The organism is Neobacillus sp. CF12 (assembly GCF_030348765.1).
Lineage (GTDB): Bacteria > Bacillota > Bacilli > Bacillales > Cytobacillaceae > Neobacillus.
Genome location: NZ_JAUCEU010000007.1, coordinates 3,968,217 through 3,986,839, shown reverse-complemented (window position 1 = coordinate 3,986,839; position 18,623 = coordinate 3,968,217). Strand labels below are relative to the sequence as shown.

Below are 18,623 nucleotides of genomic sequence, written 5' to 3'. Positions count from 1 at the left end.
CAAGTGCAGGATTAAAAAGTCAAGCCTATAATAGGTCGTCGTCTTCGCTCTCTACTTCATCCAAATCTTCTTCATCATCAAGATCCTCATCCAAGTCTTCTTCATCATCAAGCTCTAAAACATCATCGTCTTCTAAAACATCATCGTCGTCATCTAAATCATCGACATCGTCGAGGTCATCAAGAAGATCATCCTCATCGTCATCATCAAGGAGATCATCTTCATCGACAAAGTCATCAAGCTCATCGTAATCCTCATCCACTTCATCAAAGTCTTCAAGCTCGTCTTCATCGACAACCTTTTTCGCCTTTTTCTTCTTCGGTTTAATAACGGTAACGACTTCTTCTTCCTGTGTATCAATTGGATACCAAACGCGAAGTCCCCAGCGGTTATCACCTAATGAAAGAAAACGACCATCGATATTTATGTCCGTATAGAATTGTGCAATTCTTGATTTGATATTTGCCTCTGTAATTTCTGTAGCTGCAGCAATCTCTTTAATTAAATCATGGAAGGAAATTGGCTGTTTGCTGCCTTTTAGAAATTCATACGCCATCTCAATGAGGGATAACTCTTTTAATTGCTCTTTTGAGTAACCTTGTAAACTCAATATCGGCACTTCCTTTCTCTATTTAACACTCTATGTAATGAGTGATAACGGGCAAAAATTTTAGCACCTAAGTGCTAGTATTTTGACATATTCTTCATTATAAACAATATTCTCCCGTTTATGCTAGTTCTATCTATTGTTTTGCTTGATTTTTTCTGGGTTTTGACTGGGTATCATTTGATTTCGTTTCTTTTTTTAGCATTTTCAACTCTTTCATTGCCTTGATTAGAAAGAAAATAGCCAGTACAAGAAAGGAAATCGCCCCTAGTTGATGTTGATAGAGATAGTATAAGGGCCAGGCTGAAATTATTAAAAATAAATACATATAGTTTATTTTCATCAATCGCACCAGCCCTCAGGATCCATTGTTGTTTGCCCATCTATTATATAAGAAAAATAGCCAATATTAGTACTATGTAAAAAAATAATTTTTTAGTTTAGGCTTTGTTATACAGGTGCTGTTGATTTGCACTCCACTAAGGGAAGCTTCTTTGAATAATCATCGCAGTGACAGGCGTTTTCTGCCTGTCACGAGGCACTTCGCTTTCCACAGGCGTTGCGGTGAGCCTCCTCGGCGCATGCGCCTGTGGGGTCTCTCCTGCTCCGTACTCCTGCAGGACATTGAATTACTTCCTCGAACCTGCCCCCGCTCGAAGAAAATGCGATAGCATTTTCGAGGAGTCTCGCGCCTTCCGCACAAATCAACAGCGTGCCAAAATTAATTCTTCTTTTAACAAAGCCCTTTTATAAAAAACAATGGCTTAAATTTTTAAGCCATTGCTAAAATAACTACATGTTTCTTCTATACTGCCCGCCTACTTCGTATAGGGCTTTTGTGATTTGGCCTAGGCTTGCTACTTTTACGGTTTCCATTAGTTCTGCAAATATGTTTTCGTTGTTGACGGCTGCTGCTTTTAATTTTTCTAATGCTTTTTTTGTTTCGGCTTCGTGTTCTTGTTGGAAAGCGCGTAAATTATGAATTTGTAATTCCTTTTCCTCTTTTGATGCTCTCGCCAGTTCCATGCTGTTAATGTCTTCCTCAGATGGTGGGTTCGGATTTAAATACGTATTCACACCAATAATTGGCAGTTCGCCTGTATGCTTCTTCATTTCATAGTACATTGACTCATCTTGGATTTTTCCGCGTTGGTATTGGGTTTCCATGGAACCAAGCACACCGCCGCGATCATTTAAGCGTTCAAATTCCTGAAGAACCGCTTCCTCGACAAGGTCCGTTAATTCTTCTACAATGAATGAACCTTGAAGTGGGTTTTCATTTTTCGTTAAACCATGCTCTTTGGTAATAATCATTTGAATCGCCATCGCACGACGTACCGATTCTTCGGTCGGAGTAGTAATCGCCTCATCATAGGCATTGGTATGAAGCGAATTACAGTTATCCTGCAGTGCCATCAACGCCTGGAGTGTAGTGCGAATATCATTAAAGTCGATCTCTTGCGCGTGCAGCGAACGGCCAGATGTTTGAACATGGTACTTCAGTTTTTGACTGCGCTCAGCTGCACCATATTTATCACGCATCACCGTTGCCCAAATTCGGCGTGCAACCCGGCCAATAACCGTATATTCTGGATCCAAGCCATTGGAGAAGAAGAACGATAGATTGGCTGCAAAATCATCAATCTTCATTCCGCGGCTTAAATAATACTCCACATAGGTAAAGCCGTTCGAAAGTGTAAACGCCAACTGCGAAATCGGATTCGCGCCCGCTTCGGCAATATGATACCCAGAGATAGAAACGGAATAATAGTTTCGCACCTGTTTGTCAATAAAATACTGCTGAATATCGCCCATCATCCGCAGTGCAAACTCAGTTGAAAAAATACAGGTATTTTGACCCTGATCTTCTTTTAAAATATCCGCTTGAACGGTTCCGCGAACAGTTTTTAACGTAAACGCCTTCACTTCTGCAAATTCTTCAACACTTAACACACGACCAAGCTCAGCTTCTTTTTTCTTCACCTGCTGATCAATCGCGGTGTTCATGAACATCGCTAAAATGATAGGTGCCGGACCATTAATCGTCATCGATACAGATGTAGATGGATGGCAAAGGTCAAAGCCGTCATAAAGCTTTTTCATATCATCAAGCGTACAAACGCTAACGCCGCTTTCGCCAACCTTACCATAGATATCAGGACGGTAATCTGGATCCTCACCATACAGCGTAACGGAGTCAAAAGCAGTACTCAGTCGTTTTGCACTATCATCCTTTGATAAATAGTGGAAGCGTCGATTGGTTCTTTCCGGCGTCCCTTCTCCAGCAAACTGACGTTTTGGATCTTCCCCTTCACGCTTGAACGGGAATACTCCTGCTGTAAATGGAAATGAACCAGGTACATTTTCACGATAGACCCAGCGTAAAATTTCGCCGTAATCTTTATATCCTGGTAAAGCCACCTTCGGAATGTCCAGCCCAGAAAGACTCTTTGTTTTTAATACGGTGATAATTTCTTTATCTCGAATTCTCGTTACAAATTTATCTGCTTTGTAGGCAGCCTTTGTTTTCTCCCAGCCATCGAGAATCTTTTTCGATTCTGGTGTTAATTTCTCTTCGGTTGCTTGTTTAATGGCTTCTAAGGAAATAATAACTTCCTCGTTTGCCTCTGTCTCTTTAACCGCTGCGATTGCGCCTTCAAGCTGGAATAATTTCCGGGAAATATTCGCCTGCTCTTCAGCTTTTTGATGATAGCGGCGAACGGTCTCCGATATTTCCCGTAAGTAATAACGGCGGTCAGTCGGAATAATCACGTTTTGCTTTTCTACTAACGCCTGTTTAGTAAAAGAAGTAACCCAATCCGTGCCCATTTTTTGATTAATTTTTTCAATTAACGCCGCAAATAGGGCATTGGTACCTTTGTCATTAAACTGACTGGCAATCGTTCCGTAAACCGGCATTTCACTTGTATCTTTTTCAAACAGCATATGACTGCGCTGATATTGCTTTTGCACCTGACGGAGTGCATCCTCGGAACCCTTGCGCTCAAATTTATTAATGACAATTAAGTCAGCAAAGTCGATCATATCAATTTTTTCAAGTTGTGAAGGTGCCCCGAATTCGCTGGTCATCACGTAAAGCGAAACATCACAAATTTCAGTAATCTCGGCATCACCCTGACCGATTCCACTCGTTTCAACGATTACTAGGTCAAATCCTGCCGCTTTCACAACAGAAACAGCGTCCTTAATGGCTAACGAAAGCTCGCTTTTTGAAGACCTTGTGGCAAGACTGCGCATAAATACATTAGGGTTGAAGATGGCATTCATGCGAATCCGATCTCCTAAAAGTGCGCCGCCTGTCTTTTGTTTCGTCGGATCCACCGAAAGAATCGCCACTTTTTTATCAGGCAATTCATTGATAAACCGGCGAATCAATTCGTCTGTCAGCGAGCTTTTTCCAGCACCGCCCGTCCCCGTGATCCCAATAACAGGAACTTCCTTCGTTAATGTTTTTACCTTTTCCAATAGGCTTTCAGCCGCTGCTGCTGCTTCACGATTATTATCGACATGCAACTCAGCAAGTGTAATCAATTTAGAAATCGCATTGACATCACCCGTTGGCAGGTTTTCAATATGCTGTGCATGATCCGCCGAAACCGTAAGGAAATCACACTCCTCGAGCATCCGGTTAATCATTCCCTGCAGCCCCATCGTCCGGCCGTCCTCAGGTGAGAAAATCCAGGCAATTCCATAATCATGCAATTCCTTAATTTCACGCGGGATAATAACACCACCACCGCCGCCGTAAATGCGGATGTTCGGCACACCCTTCTCCTTCAGTAAATCATACATATATTTAAAGTATTCCACATGTCCGCCTTGATAAGAAGAAATTGCAATCCCCTGCGCGTCCTCTTGAATCGCCGCATTAACCACTTCTTCCACTGAACGGTTATGCCCAAGATGAATGACCTCTGCCCCGCTCGCTTGAAGAATTCTCCTCATAATATTAATTGAAGCATCATGGCCATCAAACAAACTCGATGCCGTCACAAAACGAATATGGTGCTTCGGCTGATAAACTAAAGTCGTAGTCATCTGTCTCCCCCTTTGCCCTAGAAAAATCTATTTCATTATCGTCCCTTTTTTCTGCGCTTGACTCATTCCATTAATCCCCGAAAACAACAGTTCTGTTTGCAATTCGATATATTCATCTAAGGTATATAGCTTCTGTAAGGTCCAGCGGCGGAAACTCCACATTTGTCCTTCAACAATAATGGTATGAGAAAGGTTTTTGATCTGTTTTTGCGTTAAGCTCAACTCGCCATTTTCCACACATAATGTAATGAGTTTTTCGAACATCGCTGCCATTTCGTTTTCCTTTTTCAACACATATGGCAGGGCATCCTTCGTAAGCGATTTGGCCTCTTGATACATGACCAAGACTTCCGCCTGCATTTCATCAATAACCCGAAAATAATTGGCAACGCCATGCTTCAAGCTTTCAAGTGTGCCCTGCTTTTCTTCAAGATCCTGCTGAAGCCGCTCGCTCACATGGTCATAAATGCTATCACAAACTAAGTAAAGAACGTCTTCCTTCGTTCGTATATACTCGTATAACGTCCCAATACTAAATCCTGCCGCCTTGGCAATTTCCCTGGTGGTCGTCCGGTGAAATCCCTTTTCTTTAAAAAGTGAAACGGCCCCTTTGATCATCTGATCTCGTCTTCTTTGTACAAGGCGTTCGTCCTTAACTGAAGCCTGCACTTCACGCTTTTTCATCCCTTTTACCGCCTTTATTCATAAAGTGGTTATTTTGTTATCATCCGTGAGATAACGAGGCGCTGGATTTCTTGTGTTCCTTCATAGATTTGCGTAATCTTCGCGTCGCGCATGTATCTCTCCACTGGATAATCCTTTGTATAACCGTACCCGCCAAATACTTGTACCGCTTCAGTTGTAACTTTCATCGCTGTGTCACCAGCGAATAATTTTGACATCGCTGATTCCTTGCCATATGGCAGCCCTTCAGACTCTAGCCATGCAGCTTGATAGGTTAATAATCTAGCTGCTTCAATGTTTGTCGCCATATCTGCAAGCTTGAAGCCAATTCCTTGGTTCGCTGCAATAGGCTTTCCAAATTGTTGACGTTCTTTTGCATAATCGACCGCTGCATCAAGCGCACCTTGTGCAATTCCAACTGCCTGGGCAGCAATTCCATTACGGCCGCCATCCAACGTCATCATCGCAATTTTGAAGCCCTCGCCTTCTTCACCAAGTCTGTTGGTGACAGGCACCTTGCAATCTTCAAAAATAATTTCCGTTGTTGGTGAAGAACGAATGCCGAGTTTCTTTTCCTTTTTACCAACAGAGAATCCTGGTGTGTCGCTTTCGACGATGAATGCGGTCGTTCCTTTTTGTTTGCTGGATGGATCGGTTAAGGCGAAAACGACATAGATATCGGCTACACCGCCATTGGTAATGAAAATTTTTGAACCATTAAGGACATAGTGGTCACCTTCCAGTCTTGCTGTCGTTCTCATACCGCCTGCATCCGATCCGCTGCCTGGCTCTGTTAAGCCGTAAGCACCGATTTTTTTACCTTCTGCCATTGGACGAAGATATTGCTGCTTTTGCTCCTCGGAACCGAATTTGTAAATCGGCCAGCCTGCAAGTGAAGTGTGCGCGGATAACGTAACACCTGTTGAAGCGCAAACTCTTGATAATTCTTCAACCGCTATACAATAAGCGAGATAATCGCTGCCGATTCCGCCATACTCCTCCGGCCACGGAATTCCTGTTAATCCAAGATCCGCCATCTTATCAAAAATTTCACGGTCAAAACGCTCTTCCTCGTCACGCTCAGCAGCTGTTGGAGCAACCTCATTTCTAGCAAAATCACGAACCATTTTACGAATCATTTCATGTTCTTCAGACAAGCGAAAGTTCATTTTATACGTCCTCCTTAAGGTAACTTCTCTCCTAACCGTACAGTTTTTACGAAAAACCATACAGTTCTTACAAAAAAGCGTACAGGTTCTACAAAAAACCATACAGTTCATACAAATAACCATACAGGTTCTACAATTAGCTTCGTTTTCCACCTATCCCTGACTGTTCCCTACACGAGTGGTCAGGATATCTACTCATTCCAGAAAAAATATCTACGCAAATTGCTCAGATAACAATACGTTATCTACAAATCAAAGATACTTACTAATCACAATCCGCTGTATCTCACTTGTTCCTTCATATATCTCAGTCACTTTCGCATCGCGGAAGTAGCGCTCAACTGGATAGTCCTCCGTATAGCCATAGCCGCCAAACACCTGAATCGCTTCAATCGCCGTCTCCACAGCCGTTTTTGAAGTAAATAATTTAGCAATCGAGGCTTCCATCCCGCACTTCATTCCTTGCGCACGCAAATCCGCTGCCCGATAGAGTAATAGTCTTGCAGCTTCCACATTGGTCGCCATATCCGCCAATTTAAAGCCAATTCCTTGTTGTGCAGCGATTGGCTTGCCAAACTGCTGTCGCTCTTTCGCATAATGGACAGCTGCCTCTAATGCTGCTTCCGCGATCCCTAGAGCTTGAGCTGCAATTCCGATTCGACCAACATCCAGGTTTGCCATCGCAATTTTAAAACCTTCTCCCTCTTTACCTAAAAGGTTTTCAACCGGCACGTGCATATCTTCAAACGTTAGCTGGACCGTACGCGAGCCATGAAGACCCATTTTATGCTCATCCTTGCCTATCACAAGTCCAGGAGAGTTTTTCTCAACGATAAAAGCAGATATTCCGTTGCTGCCTAATTCAGGGTTGGTTGAAGCAAATACAATATAGACATCCGCTTCCCCGCCGTTCGTGATAAACATCTTCGAGCCATTAATGACATAATGATCGCCTTTTTTTACAGCACGTGATTTCATGCTTTTTGCATCTGATCCTGAGCCTGCCTCCGTTAAACAAAACGCCGCCAGATACTCACCTGATGCTAGTTTCGGTAAAAACCGTTGCTTCTGTTCATCTGACCCAAAATACAAAATTGGATTGGTTCCGACTGATGTATGAACAGACAGGATAACGCCAACCGTCGCGCTTACGCGAGAAATCTCGTTAATCGCTATGATGTACGAGACAAAATCCATCTCCGCTCCGCCGTACTTTTCTGGAACGGGAATCCCCATCAAACCAAGCTCACCCATTTTGCGGAGAATCTCCCGCGGAAATTCACCCTTTTCCATCCGCTCGACAAATGGGGCAATTTCCTTTTCTGCAAAGTCACGAACCATTTTTCGCATCATTTCCTGCTCTTCTGAAAATCGTAGATTCATAGTTTCATCTCCAAACTATTCGTATGTGTAGAAGCCTCGACCTGATTTCTTGCCAAGCCAGCCAGCTTTCACGTACTTACGCAGCAGCGGGCATGGACGGTATTTTGTATCTCCAAAACCTTCATGTAAGGTTTCCATAATATAAAGACAGGTATCAAGTCCGATAAAATCAGCCAACGTCAACGGTCCCATCGGGTGATTCATTCCAAGTTTCATCACTTCATCAATCGCTTCTTTCGTTGCCACACCTTCATACAGTGTATAAATTGCCTCATTGATCATCGGCATTAGAATGCGATTCGAAACAAATCCAGGAAAGTCATTTACTTCAACCGGTACCTTACTCAATGTCTTTGTCATATCTTCAATCACTTGGTAAACCTCATCTGCCGTAGCCAAGCCTCGAATGATTTCCACTAACTTCATCACAGGCACCGGATTCATAAAATGCATCCCAATAACTTGTTCCGGACGTTTCGTGGCAGCCGCGATTTCCGTAATTGGCAGTGACGATGTATTGCTCGCCAAAATCGCATGTGGCGGCGCAATTTCATCTAACTGCGCGAAGATTTTTGTTTTGATTTCCATATTTTCAACCGCTGCTTCGATAACGAGGTCAACCTCGCGGGCATCATTCAGGTCAGTCGAAGCTGTTACCCGAGTAAGGACTTCTTGTTTTTGCTCTTCTGTCATTCTGCCTTTATCCACATGACGAGATAGATTTTTGCCGATTACCCCCAAGCCGCGCTCCACAAATTCGGGTTTTATGTCATTAAGATACACTGTGTAACCTGCCTGCGCACAAACCTGAGCAATCCCAGAACCCATTTGACCCGCACCAATTACCATTACCTTTTCAACCTTCATTACATCCCCTCCAATCGGGACTTGAATCAGTTCAAGCCCCTTTTTTTAAAAATAAGCTTTTGACGTTTTTGAGTTTTGGACTTTTTTTAGCGTGTTTTGGACTCTTTTCACGGTGTTTTGGACTCTTTTCACGGTGTTTTGGACTCTTTTTCTATCGTTTTGTACAATTAGACATTATCTGGAAAGAAACCAATTAACCCCTAGGAACTTCAATCATAACCGCATCGCCCTGACCACCGCCGCTGCAGATGGCCGCAATCCCAATCCCGCCGCCACGACGTTTCAACTCATGCATTAACGTGATAATGATTCTAGCGCCGCTTGCTCCAATCGGATGGCCCAATGCGACCGCACCGCCATTGACATTCACCTTTTCTGGATCAAGGTTTGCAATTTTTCCACTTGCTAGCGCAACCGCTGCAAAGGCCTCATTAATTTCAAATAAATCAATATCTTCTACGGTTTTACCGGTCTTTTTCAATAAACTGTTGATGACGAGTCCTGGTGTTTGTGGAAAATCCTTTGCTTCCACAGCTACGGCTGCATGACCTAAGATAACCGCTTCTGGCTTCAGCCCTTCACGTAATGCTCGTTCTTCGCTCATTAAGACGAGGGCTGCCGCACCATCATTGATTCCAGGGGCATTTCCTGCTGTGATTGTTCCGTCTGCATTAAATACAGGTGCTAATTTTGCAAGTCTTTCTAGTGAGGTGTCTTTTCGTGGTGATTCATCATGCTCTACGACAACCGGAGCCCCTTTACGCTGTGGGACGGTGACAGGCACGATTTCTTCTGCAAAAATTCCACTTTCGATTGCTGCAATGGCCCGCTCATGACTTCTGAGTGCCCACTCATCTTGAGCTTCCCGGCTGATTTCCATTTCTTTTGCGGTTGAATTCCCGTATGTTCCCATATGAACGCCTGTGAAGCTGCAGCTTAATCCGTCATGAATCATTAAATCCTTCACGGATGAGTCGCCCATTTTTAAGCCCCAGCGCGCTTTTGGTAAAATGTATGGTGCATTGCTCATCGATTCCATGCCGCCTGCAACAATTAGTTCTTCATCGCCAGTACGGATGATTTGATCGCCTAACGTGACACTGCGCATTCCGGATGCACAAACTTTGTTAATCGTTTCCGTTTTCACTTCCCATGAAAGGCCAGCCTCTCTTGCTGCTTGGCGTGAAGGAATTTGACCCTGACCTCCTTGTAAAACGGTACCTAAAATCACTTCCTGTACATCTTCAGGATTAACTCCAGCGCGCGCAATTGCTTCTTTCACCGCGATACCCCCGAGCTGTGAAGCAGTCAGGCTGCTAAGTGCCCCGCCAAACTTACCAAATGGAGTTCGTACCCCGCTTAAAATTACACTTCTCCCCATTAAAAACACTCTCCCCTTTTATCACTTTAAATCATTACCGACTGAACGCTCGCTCAATATTGCAGCAAAAAAAACTCCCTGTACATGAAAGCGTTTTCCTATCCACTATCTATTTTACATAAAAAAAGACAAAAGTTGAAATGTTTTACACAAAATTCCTAAAATTTTATGAATTCAGGTATCTCACAACAACTTCTGCCTCAAACATCAATTCTAGCCTAGCTCTGACTCTAACTCTTTTCTATGCTACTTCGCCGCAAACAGCCTTTTCTAGCAATTCTGCTACATCATAGGTTGAAATCTTTTCTTCTACTTCTTTCGCCTTTGTTCCGTCTGATAGCATCGTTAAGCAGTACGGACAGCCAGAAGAGATCACAGATGGATTAACAGCAAGTGCCTGCTCGGTTCTTGAAACGTTAATGCGGTGTCCCGTTTCTTCTTCCATCCACATCAAACCGCCGCCAGCGCCACAGCACATTCCGGTTTCTCTGTTTCTTTCCATTTCCACGAGCTGTACACCTGGGATTGATTTCAAAATCTCACGCGGCGGATCGTAGACGTCGTTGTAACGTCCTAAGTAACAAGAATCATGGAAAGTAATCTTTTCGTTAACGGCATGCTTTGGTACAAGCTTTCCATCACGAACAAGTTCATATAGAACTTCTGTATGATGGTAAACCTCTGCCTCTAAACCAAAATCAGGGTATTCATTTTTGAAAATATTATAGGCATGCGGATCAATCGTAACAATCTTCTTAACCTCTGCCTTTTCAAATTCCTCAATATTCTTCGTCGCAAGTTCCTGAAACAAGAACTCATTGCCGAGACGGCGCGGTGTATCGCCTGAGTTTTTCTCTTTGTTACCTAGGATCGCAAACTTAACGCCTGCTTCATTTAGAAGCTTTGCAAAGGAAAGAGCGATTTTCTGGCTGCGGTTATCGTAGGAGCCCATTGAACCAACCCAGAATAAGTACTCGAACTCTTCGCCTTTTTTGTTCATTTCTTTTACAGTCGGGATTTCAACATCCTCGCGAACTTCACGCCAGCTTTCGCGCTCTTTTCTGTTTAAGCCCCACGGATTACCCTGACGCTCGATATTGGTCATCGCGCGCTGTGCATCAGCATCTAATTTCCCTTCTGTTAAAACTAAATAACGACGAAGGTCAATAATCTTATCCACATGCTCGTTCATTACCGGACATTGGTCTTCACAGTTCCGGCAAGTCGTACATGCCCAAATTTCTTCTTCGGTAATAACGTCACCGATTAAGCTTGGATTATAAGCAAGTGTGGCCGCTGTTTCTTGTGCACCTTGGCCGCTTGCAGCCAGTGCAATTTGGTTACCTGTTGTGTTGCCAAAAGCAAAGGTCGGGACCCATGGCTGCTTGGAAGTTACAGCCGCACCATGATTCGTTAGGTGATCACGCATTTTCACTATTAAGTCCATTGGTGACAGCATTTTACCGGTACCTGTTGCTGGACACATATTCGTACAGCGACCGCATTCCACGCATGCATAAAAATCGATCATTTGGTGCTGCGTAAAGTCTTCAATTTTTCCAACGCCGAAGGATTCTTGAGACTCGTCCTCAAAATCAACCTTTTTCAACTTACCTGGTTTTTCTAAACGATTAAAATATACGTTTGCCGGTCCGGCAATTAAATGTGCGTGTTTTGATTGTGGAACATACACTAAGAAGGTTAGTAAGAATAATAAGTGCACCCACCATGCCACATAAAAAATGACAATTGAAGCGGTTTCACCAATTCCTGAAAAAATAAGCGCAATTAACGATGCAATTGGCTCCGTCCAAGTGGCTTCGTGACCGTGCCAGATGATGCCCATACCATTTCCAACTAGAACGGACAACATTAGACCACCGATAAAAATTAACACAAGACCCGATTTAAAATTGCGTTTTAAACGAACAAGTTTTTCAACATAGCGTCGGTAAAATGCCCAAATGACAGCAACGAGAATCATCAGTGTAACGATTTCTTGGAAGAAGGTAAATCCAGCATAAAGCGGTCCCAGCGGTAAATGTGAACCAGGTGCCAATCCCTTCCAAATAAAATCAATTGCACCAAATTGAACAAGGATAAAGCCATAAAAGAACATGACGTGCATGATTCCACTTTTTTTGTCCTTTAATAGCTTCTTTTGCCCAAAAACATTGACCCAGATCTTTTGCATTCGTTCTTTGACATTGTTGTCAAACTCGACTTTTTTCCCCAGCTTAATGAATTCAATCCTCGTTTTCACTACGTAAACGAATAGACTGATTGCGTAAGCGGTTACAGAAAGGAATGCAATGAGATTCACCCATAAAAGCCCATTCATTCAATACGCCCCCTTTGTTTTCTCTTTCTTTCGAATTGTTCGCCTTAACTAGAAAATTTAAAAACAATAAAATTTTCTGAATACTATTAACACTATTATATAATGAATGAGCATTCAGTCAAATGTTTTTCTCAAATTTCATTTGCCTTTTATTCAAATTCATACTCTAGGCCCAGTTTGGCAAACCTAAAATAAATGATTGGAGGAACGATACTCAAATGAATTTACCATCCATAGTCATCGCTCTTATACTTCTTATCATTGTATGGTTTTACCTCGATATTACCTTTGGCAGAAAAAAGCATCTTTCTTTTTTTCAGAAACGGGAAACCCCGATTTTGTATGGAAACTTTGATATTTTTCCACATGGAAAAGAACTGTTTGCAGATTACTTCCATGAATTAAAAAATGCTGCAAGCCATATTCATATCCTTTTTTATATCGTAAGGGATGACCAATTTAGCCAGCAGTTTTTCGATATTTTAAAGGCTAAAGCAAAGGAAGGAATTGAAGTCCGACTTTTGGTCGACCGGATTGGCAGTCATAAAGTGAAACAGCCTGCCATTAACGAATTGCGTGCAGCTGGTGTGCAATTCGCCTTTAGTAACCGTATACGGCTTCCCTTTCTCTTTTATTCCTCTCAGGTGCGCAATCACCGCAAGATTTCGATCATTGATGGAAAAATTGGCTATCTTGGCGGCTTTAATGTCGGTAAGGAATATATTGATCAAGACCCTAAGTTAAGTCCGTGGAGGGACTACCATTTAAAAATCACTGGAGAAAGCGTCCCATACCTGCAGCGTGAGTTTTTTATCGATTGGAATGAATATTCTTCTGAAACAGTGAATGTAGAGGATTTTACCCCCGAACAGCCAAAAGGGAAGGTTCCTCATCAATTTGTTCCAACGGAGGCTGGGTTCCTAGAAGATAAATATCTCCATTTAATCCGAAGTGCAAAAAAGTCAATCGTTATTGGCTCACCCTATTTTATTCCAAGCAAAAAACTCATCAATGAACTCATTCGGACTGCAAAGCGCGGCGTTAAGATTACAATCGTAGTACCTTATATCACAGATCATATGCTTGTCCAAGAAGCTTCATACCGGTATTTACGTTTGATGCTGAAAGAAGGAGCCCAGGTTTTTCAGTATAAAAATGGTTTTTACCATGCAAAATCAATCATACTTGACGACACACTATGTGATATCGGTTCCGCTAATTTTGATAAGCGGAGTTTATTTTTAAACAAAGAAATCAATTGTTATTTTTTTGATACTGCCTTTGTTGACCGGTTTAAGGAGGTCATTCACAAAGACATATTAGACTCCAAACCTCTGAGGCTGGAGGACCTTAATAAGCCAAATTTGTTCAGAGCTGTGAAGGAAGGCATTGCCGGTGCTCTGTCATTCTTTTTATAGTAAGGAGTTTTGTGATGAAGATTCGTTTCGGCTATGTTTCGACGGCCATTACATTATGGGACGCCTCTCCGTCGAAGACACTTACGTTCACACGCTACCAGCAATTATCAGAAAAAGAGCGTAAACATAAATTACTTGAACTTACACGGCTCAATCTTGCCCATACGCTTCGAATGTTTTATTTCAATCTCGCGCATGAGATTGAATTGTACCGATTATCTAGTTCCATTGTTCCTTTAGCCACCCATCCTGAGGTATTTTGGGATTTTGTTACCCCCTTTAAAAAGCAGTGGAAGGAAATTGGCCAGTTAATTAAAAAGAACAACTTGCGGGTTAGTTTTCATCCAAATCAATATACGTTATTTACTTCTACACAAGATAAAATAACGAACAATGCTGTAATTGATATGGAATATCATTATCGAATGTTTGAAGCCATGGGTGTCGAGGATAGAGGCATGATGAACATTCATATTGGCGGTGCCTATGGGGATAAGGTTGACACCATTGTCCGGTTCCATGAAAACTTAAAGAGGCTTCCTAACCATATAAAAAAGGCAATGACCTTAGAGAATGATGACAAAACTTACAATACGGAGGAAACGTTGATTGCTTGTGAAAAAGAAACCATTCCACTTGTATTTGATTATCATCATCACATGGCCAACCTTTGCGAACCACCGCTGGAGAGCCTGATGCCGAGGATATTCCAGACATGGGACCATGTTGACTTCATTCCCAAAATTCACATTTCCTCGCCAAAGGGTGAAAAGGAATTCAGGTCTCATGCAGACTATGTGGACCTTGAATTTATCATGCCATTATTAACAATGTTGAAGGAAATTGGCCAGGATGTCGACTTCATGATTGAGGCTAAGGCCAAGGATCAAGCAACATTGAAATTAGTCGAGGATATTAGCAAGGTTCGAGGCTTTAAACGAATCAGCGGGGCAACCATTGAGGTGAAATAACTCCCAGCATTTTTTCAATGGGGAATGGTTAAAGTAACAACAGATTCACATGAGGAGGGATTTTAATGGAAAGCACTAGCGAATTCGTACAAAAACTAGCTGAAAACCAAAAAAAGCAAGAAAAAAATAAAAAGCGTGGCAATAACGACCCTGAAAGCAAATTACCAAACCATCAGCATTCACAAGGTGTATAAAAGAAAAGAGTCTCCGTAATGCGGAGACTCTTCCTATTCCTCAATAAGATTCAACACAGGCACTTCCCGTTCATTCTCCGGATCTGATTTCGAATAAATCCTCGCCATCTTCGTGTTATCATCCACATGCTGAATAATCACAGGCATTCCTTCATATGTAACATTAATCATATCCATCGACTCCACAATTTCCTTCGCTCTGCCCACATTCATCAGGGTCACTCCTCATCTAAAAAGTACCCTTATACTATTTACCAAAAAACGGATAAATATGCAGTGATGTATATTTGGTGCCTGTCACCGAAGTGAAAAAGGCTCCCACAAAGGGAGCCTTAACGATTTACATTTTCTCAGGAGCTGAGACACCGATTAATGCTAATGCATTGCGCAGTGTGATTTGGACTGTTTTGATGAGTGCGAGGCGCGCCTTAGTGCGTTCTGGCTGCTCGCTGTCGAGTACTTTTTCTGCATTGTAAAAGCTATGGAATGTTGATGCCAATTCCATGATGTAGTTCGTGACGCGGTGCGGCACACGCTTCACAGCTGCCTCGCCTACCGCCTGTGGGAACTCCCCAAGCTTCTTCAATAGTTCGATTTCTTTTTCTGCACCAATTAATGAGAAATCCGCATTCTTATCAACTGTAATCCCTTGCTCTTCGCCTGAGCGGAGGATGCTGCAAATCCTTGCATGCGCATATTGTGCATAATACACGGGATTTTCATTTGATTCTGATACGGCTAAATCCAAGTCAAAGTCCATATGTGTATCAGAACTTCTCATGGCAAAGAAGTAACGAGTGGCATCGAGGCCGACCTCATCGACCAAATCACGCATGGTCACGGCTTTACCGGTCCGCTTACTCATCTTCATCTTCTCACCGTTTTTATAAAGGTGTACAAGTTGGATGATTTCCACCTCGAGGGCATCCTCCGCATAACCCAATGATTGAATAGCCGCCTTCATTCGTGGGATATATCCGTGATGATCAGCGCCCCAGATATTGATGAGTTTTTCAAAGCCGCGGTCAAGCTTGTCTTTATGGTAAGCAATATCTGGCGTCAAATACGTATACGAACCATCCTGCTTAATCAGTACGCGGTTTTTATCATCGCCGAAATCCGTCGAACGCAACCATGTCGCGCCCTCTTCCTCATAAATATAGCCGCTCTCACGAAGCACTTTTAACGCCTCATCAATTTTCCCATTTTTATAGAGAGACGTTTCGGAGTACCAAACATCAAAAGAGACACGGAAATCTTCAAGGTCCTTTTGTAATTTCGCCATTTCGTATTTCAAGCCATACTCACGGAAAAATTCAAAACGCTCCTGCTCATCGACGTTTACATACTTGTCGCCAAACTCTTCTGCCAGCGACTTCCCAATCCCAATAATATCCGCACCATGGTATCCGTCCTCCGGCATGGCTTTATCCATGCCTAACGCCTGAAAATAGCGCGCTTCAACGGAAAGGGCTAAATTATTAATTTGATTACCCGCGTCATTAATATAATACTCACGAGAAACATCATAGCCTGCTTTCGCTAGTATATTGCATAGCGAATCGCCGACAGCTGCACCGCGCGCATGCCCAAGATGAAGGTCACCCGTTGGATTGGCTGAAACAAACTCCACTTGAACTTTTTGTTTGCCGCCAACTGTTGTTTCTCCGTACTGTTCCCCTGCATCAAGGACCGTCGGAATCAAATCAGTTAAGTAGGCATTGTTCATGTAAAAATTGATAAATCCTGGACCTGCCATCTCCATCTTTTCAATCGAGGCTTTGGAGCGGTCGAAATTCTCGATCAGTGCCTCCGCAATCACTCGTGGAGCTTTCTTTGCAACACGTGCCAGCTGCATGGCCATGTTCGTCGAGTAATCGCCATGTGCCTTTTCCTTTGGGATTTCTAGGATCACATCTGGAATCTGATCTTCGGTTGCTAGATTCGCTTTTACAACGGCAGCACGAATCTCTTCTTTTAACTTACTTTGAACTTGTTCAACTATGTTCATTTCTTCTCCTCCTGAAACGCTATTTCTAACTGATATGTACTTGCCTGAGCACCTTCCATTGAAAAATCATATAGTACATCAAAGCGGCCTTTACCATTTTCATAGGAATAATCTATTCTTCTTGCCTTTGTCATAGTTGCAAACTGACCAAACGGCATTTCATAACTTCCATTCAATTTCCGATTCAATTCAAATGGCAGTCGCATTTTGATGGCACCGCCGCGTAAAATCAAGGCGTTATCCTGAGCCATTTTTACAATCGTTCGGACACTTCCCTCTTCCACTGTTTCCTCATATCTGAGATAAGCAGCATTTCCTTTTTCCAAGTATGTACCAAATACCCTCAATTCAAAAGTCTCATCGTGATCAATTGTCGTTTTCACACTAATTTTCACAGGTAACCCAGGGTCTGACAAATGAAACGCACCCCTTTTTAAAAATGAACCTTTTAGGAGGTCCAATGAATTTTTCTATCTCTAGTTAACATGCTTTTTCTATTATAGCGATTGTCGGGCTACAATTCAAAAATTCAAAAGATGCCTGCCCCAAAACGGGACAGGCACCCACATCATTTATTTCACCCAGCCAAGAAGCATTTCACGAATCAACTTGCTGGCAGTGTTAGCTGTCTGCTCAGAAGGATCGTAAATAGGTGCAACCTCAACTAGATCACATCCGACAACGTTTACCCCAGAGTTGGCAATTTCATGAATAGAGGCAAGAAGTTCTCTAGAAGTAATTCCGCCACAATCAACAGTTCCAGTCCCCGGCGCATGCGCAGGATCCAAGACGTCGATATCAATCGTTACATAAACAGGACGGCCCTCAAGTTCAGGAAGTACCTCTTTTAACGGTTGATGCACTTCAAATTTAGAAATGTGCATTCCATTTTCTTTTGCCCATTGGAATTCTTCTTTCATACCTGAACGGATCCCAAAAGAATAGACATTCTTAGGGCCAATATGTTCAGCGATTTTGCGAATCGGCGTCGAATGGGACAATGGTTCGCCTTCATAACTCTCTCTTAGATCAGTATGAGCGTCCATATGAATAATTGCTAAATCAGGATACTTCTTATAAACGGCCTTCATTACCGGCCAAGACACTAGGTGCTCACCGCCCATGCCAAATGGAAACTTACCTGCAGCAAGTACTTGATCAACGAACTCCTCAATCAAATCCAAACTCTTTTGGGCATTTCCGAATGGAAGTGGAATATCACCAGCATCGAAATATTTAACGTCTTCTAGTTCTCGGTCGAGATAGGCACTGTACTCTTCCAGACCAATCGATACTTCACGAATTCGTGATGGGCCAAAACGTGAGCCCGGACGATAGCTGACCGTCCAATCCATCGGCATCCCATAAAGCACAACCTGACTCTCCTCAAAACTGTTATGACTCTTTATAAACACATTACCAGAATAAGCCTCATCAAAACGCATCCAACAAACCTCACTTCTATTTCATATTCTTTCTTTCCAACTGTCCGCCTGAGGTGGACAGTGTCCACGAGCGGTGACAGGCACCAAAAAAGG

Annotated in this window: 15 protein-coding genes; 3 read left to right on the top strand and 12 right to left on the bottom strand. The window is 42.8% G+C overall.

What is annotated here, in order from left to right; genetic code table 11:
* Window positions 1–25: 25 nt before the first annotated feature.
* The 8 genes from rpoE to QUG14_RS19000 all read right to left on the bottom strand — a co-directional run bounded on the left by rpoE (window position 26) and on the right by QUG14_RS19000 (window position 12,491).
* Entirely contained in the window at window positions 26–610 is a 585-nt protein-coding gene (gene rpoE, locus QUG14_RS19035; protein ID WP_289342017.1) for a DNA-directed RNA polymerase subunit delta, read from the bottom strand.
* A gap of 789 nt (window positions 611–1,399) precedes the next feature.
* Window positions 1,400–4,666 carry a fused isobutyryl-CoA mutase/GTPase IcmF gene (gene icmF / locus QUG14_RS19030; protein WP_289342016.1) on the bottom strand — a complete coding sequence of 1,089 codons (3,267 nt, stop codon included), beginning with the start codon at window positions 4,664–4,666 and terminating at the stop codon, window positions 1,400–1,402.
* 27 nt (window positions 4,667–4,693) lie between these two features.
* A complete protein-coding gene (locus QUG14_RS19025) occupies window positions 4,694–5,350 on the bottom strand; it encodes a TetR/AcrR family transcriptional regulator (RefSeq protein ID WP_289342015.1) in 657 nt (218 codons plus the stop codon).
* A gap of 29 nt (window positions 5,351–5,379) precedes the next feature.
* A complete protein-coding gene (locus QUG14_RS19020) occupies window positions 5,380–6,519 on the bottom strand; it encodes an acyl-CoA dehydrogenase (RefSeq protein WP_289342014.1) in 1,140 nt (379 codons plus the stop codon).
* A 252-nt stretch (window positions 6,520–6,771) separates the two neighbouring features.
* Window positions 6,772–7,902 carry an acyl-CoA dehydrogenase gene (locus QUG14_RS19015; RefSeq protein ID WP_289342013.1) on the bottom strand — a complete coding sequence of 377 codons (1,131 nt, stop codon included), beginning with the start codon at window positions 7,900–7,902 and terminating at the stop codon, window positions 6,772–6,774.
* Between the two features lie 15 nt (window positions 7,903–7,917).
* Window positions 7,918–8,769, bottom strand: coding sequence for a 3-hydroxybutyryl-CoA dehydrogenase (locus tag QUG14_RS19010; RefSeq protein WP_289342012.1), 852 nt, complete (start codon window positions 8,767–8,769; stop codon window positions 7,918–7,920).
* 193 nt (window positions 8,770–8,962) lie between these two features.
* Window positions 8,963–10,150, bottom strand: coding sequence for an acetyl-CoA C-acetyltransferase (locus QUG14_RS19005; protein ID WP_289342011.1), 1,188 nt, complete (start codon window positions 10,148–10,150; stop codon window positions 8,963–8,965).
* A gap of 241 nt (window positions 10,151–10,391) precedes the next feature.
* Window positions 10,392–12,491, bottom strand: coding sequence for a (Fe-S)-binding protein (locus QUG14_RS19000; RefSeq protein ID WP_289342010.1), 2,100 nt, complete (start codon window positions 12,489–12,491; stop codon window positions 10,392–10,394).
* A gap of 218 nt (window positions 12,492–12,709) precedes the next feature.
* Between QUG14_RS19000 and cls the strand changes: the two genes are divergently transcribed.
* From cls to QUG14_RS18985, 3 genes are all read left to right on the top strand, one after another.
* On the top strand, window positions 12,710–13,909 hold the full coding sequence (gene cls / locus QUG14_RS18995; RefSeq protein ID WP_289342009.1) for a cardiolipin synthase: 1,200 nt from the start codon (window positions 12,710–12,712) through the stop codon (window positions 13,907–13,909).
* Window positions 13,910–13,923: 14 nt separating this feature from the next.
* Window positions 13,924–14,880 (top strand): UV DNA damage repair endonuclease UvsE, encoded by a 957-nt coding sequence (uvsE, locus tag QUG14_RS18990; RefSeq protein WP_289342008.1) that lies wholly within the window; start codon window positions 13,924–13,926, stop codon window positions 14,878–14,880.
* 65 nt (window positions 14,881–14,945) lie between these two features.
* Entirely contained in the window at window positions 14,946–15,074 is a 129-nt protein-coding gene (locus tag QUG14_RS18985; protein ID WP_289342007.1) for a DUF4023 family protein, read from the top strand.
* Between the two features lie 33 nt (window positions 15,075–15,107).
* Here QUG14_RS18985 and QUG14_RS18980 read toward each other — a convergent pair whose 3' ends face one another.
* The 4 genes from QUG14_RS18980 to speB all read right to left on the bottom strand — a co-directional run bounded on the left by QUG14_RS18980 (window position 15,108) and on the right by speB (window position 18,530).
* The gene (locus QUG14_RS18980; protein ID WP_289342006.1) at window positions 15,108–15,287 is read right to left on the bottom strand and encodes an H-type small acid-soluble spore protein; all 180 of its coding nucleotides are present in this window, start codon (window positions 15,285–15,287) and stop codon (window positions 15,108–15,110) included.
* Window positions 15,288–15,414: 127 nt separating this feature from the next.
* Window positions 15,415–17,085 carry an arginine--tRNA ligase gene (gene argS / locus QUG14_RS18975; RefSeq protein ID WP_289342005.1) on the bottom strand — a complete coding sequence of 557 codons (1,671 nt, stop codon included), beginning with the start codon at window positions 17,083–17,085 and terminating at the stop codon, window positions 15,415–15,417.
* Window positions 17,082–17,501 (bottom strand): YwiB family protein, encoded by a 420-nt coding sequence (locus QUG14_RS18970; protein WP_289342004.1) that lies wholly within the window; start codon window positions 17,499–17,501, stop codon window positions 17,082–17,084. Before QUG14_RS18970 ends, argS begins: the two co-directional genes overlap by 4 nt.
* A 156-nt stretch (window positions 17,502–17,657) precedes the next feature.
* Window positions 17,658–18,530, bottom strand: a complete 873-nt coding sequence (gene speB / locus QUG14_RS18965; protein ID WP_289342003.1) for an agmatinase — start codon at window positions 18,528–18,530, stop codon at window positions 17,658–17,660.
* Window positions 18,531–18,623 lie beyond the last annotated feature (93 nt).

Coding starts and splice junctions, on each gene's coding strand:
- QUG14_RS19000 (WP_289342010.1), bottom strand. CDS start 12,491: ATGAATGGGCTTTTATGGGTGAATCTCATTGCATTCCTTTCTGTAACC.
- QUG14_RS19015 (WP_289342013.1), bottom strand. CDS start 7,902: ATGAATCTACGATTTTCAGAAGAGCAGGAAATGATGCGAAAAATGGTT.
- QUG14_RS19010 (WP_289342012.1), bottom strand. CDS start 8,769: ATGAAGGTTGAAAAGGTAATGGTAATTGGTGCGGGTCAAATGGGTTCT.
- uvsE (WP_289342008.1), top strand. CDS start 13,924: ATGAAGATTCGTTTCGGCTATGTTTCGACGGCCATTACATTATGGGAC.
- icmF (WP_289342016.1), bottom strand. CDS start 4,666: ATGACTACGACTTTAGTTTATCAGCCGAAGCACCATATTCGTTTTGTG.
- QUG14_RS19005 (WP_289342011.1), bottom strand. CDS start 10,150: ATGGGGAGAAGTGTAATTTTAAGCGGGGTACGAACTCCATTTGGTAAG.
- QUG14_RS19025 (WP_289342015.1), bottom strand. CDS start 5,350: ATGAAAAAGCGTGAAGTGCAGGCTTCAGTTAAGGACGAACGCCTTGTA.
- cls (WP_289342009.1), top strand. CDS start 12,710: ATGAATTTACCATCCATAGTCATCGCTCTTATACTTCTTATCATTGTA.
- argS (WP_289342005.1), bottom strand. CDS start 17,085: ATGAACATAGTTGAACAAGTTCAAAGTAAGTTAAAAGAAGAGATTCGT.
- QUG14_RS18985 (WP_289342007.1), top strand. CDS start 14,946: ATGGAAAGCACTAGCGAATTCGTACAAAAACTAGCTGAAAACCAAAAA.
- speB (WP_289342003.1), bottom strand. CDS start 18,530: ATGCGTTTTGATGAGGCTTATTCTGGTAATGTGTTTATAAAGAGTCAT.
- QUG14_RS19020 (WP_289342014.1), bottom strand. CDS start 6,519: ATGAACTTTCGCTTGTCTGAAGAACATGAAATGATTCGTAAAATGGTT.
- QUG14_RS18980 (WP_289342006.1), bottom strand. CDS start 15,287: ATGAATGTGGGCAGAGCGAAGGAAATTGTGGAGTCGATGGATATGATT.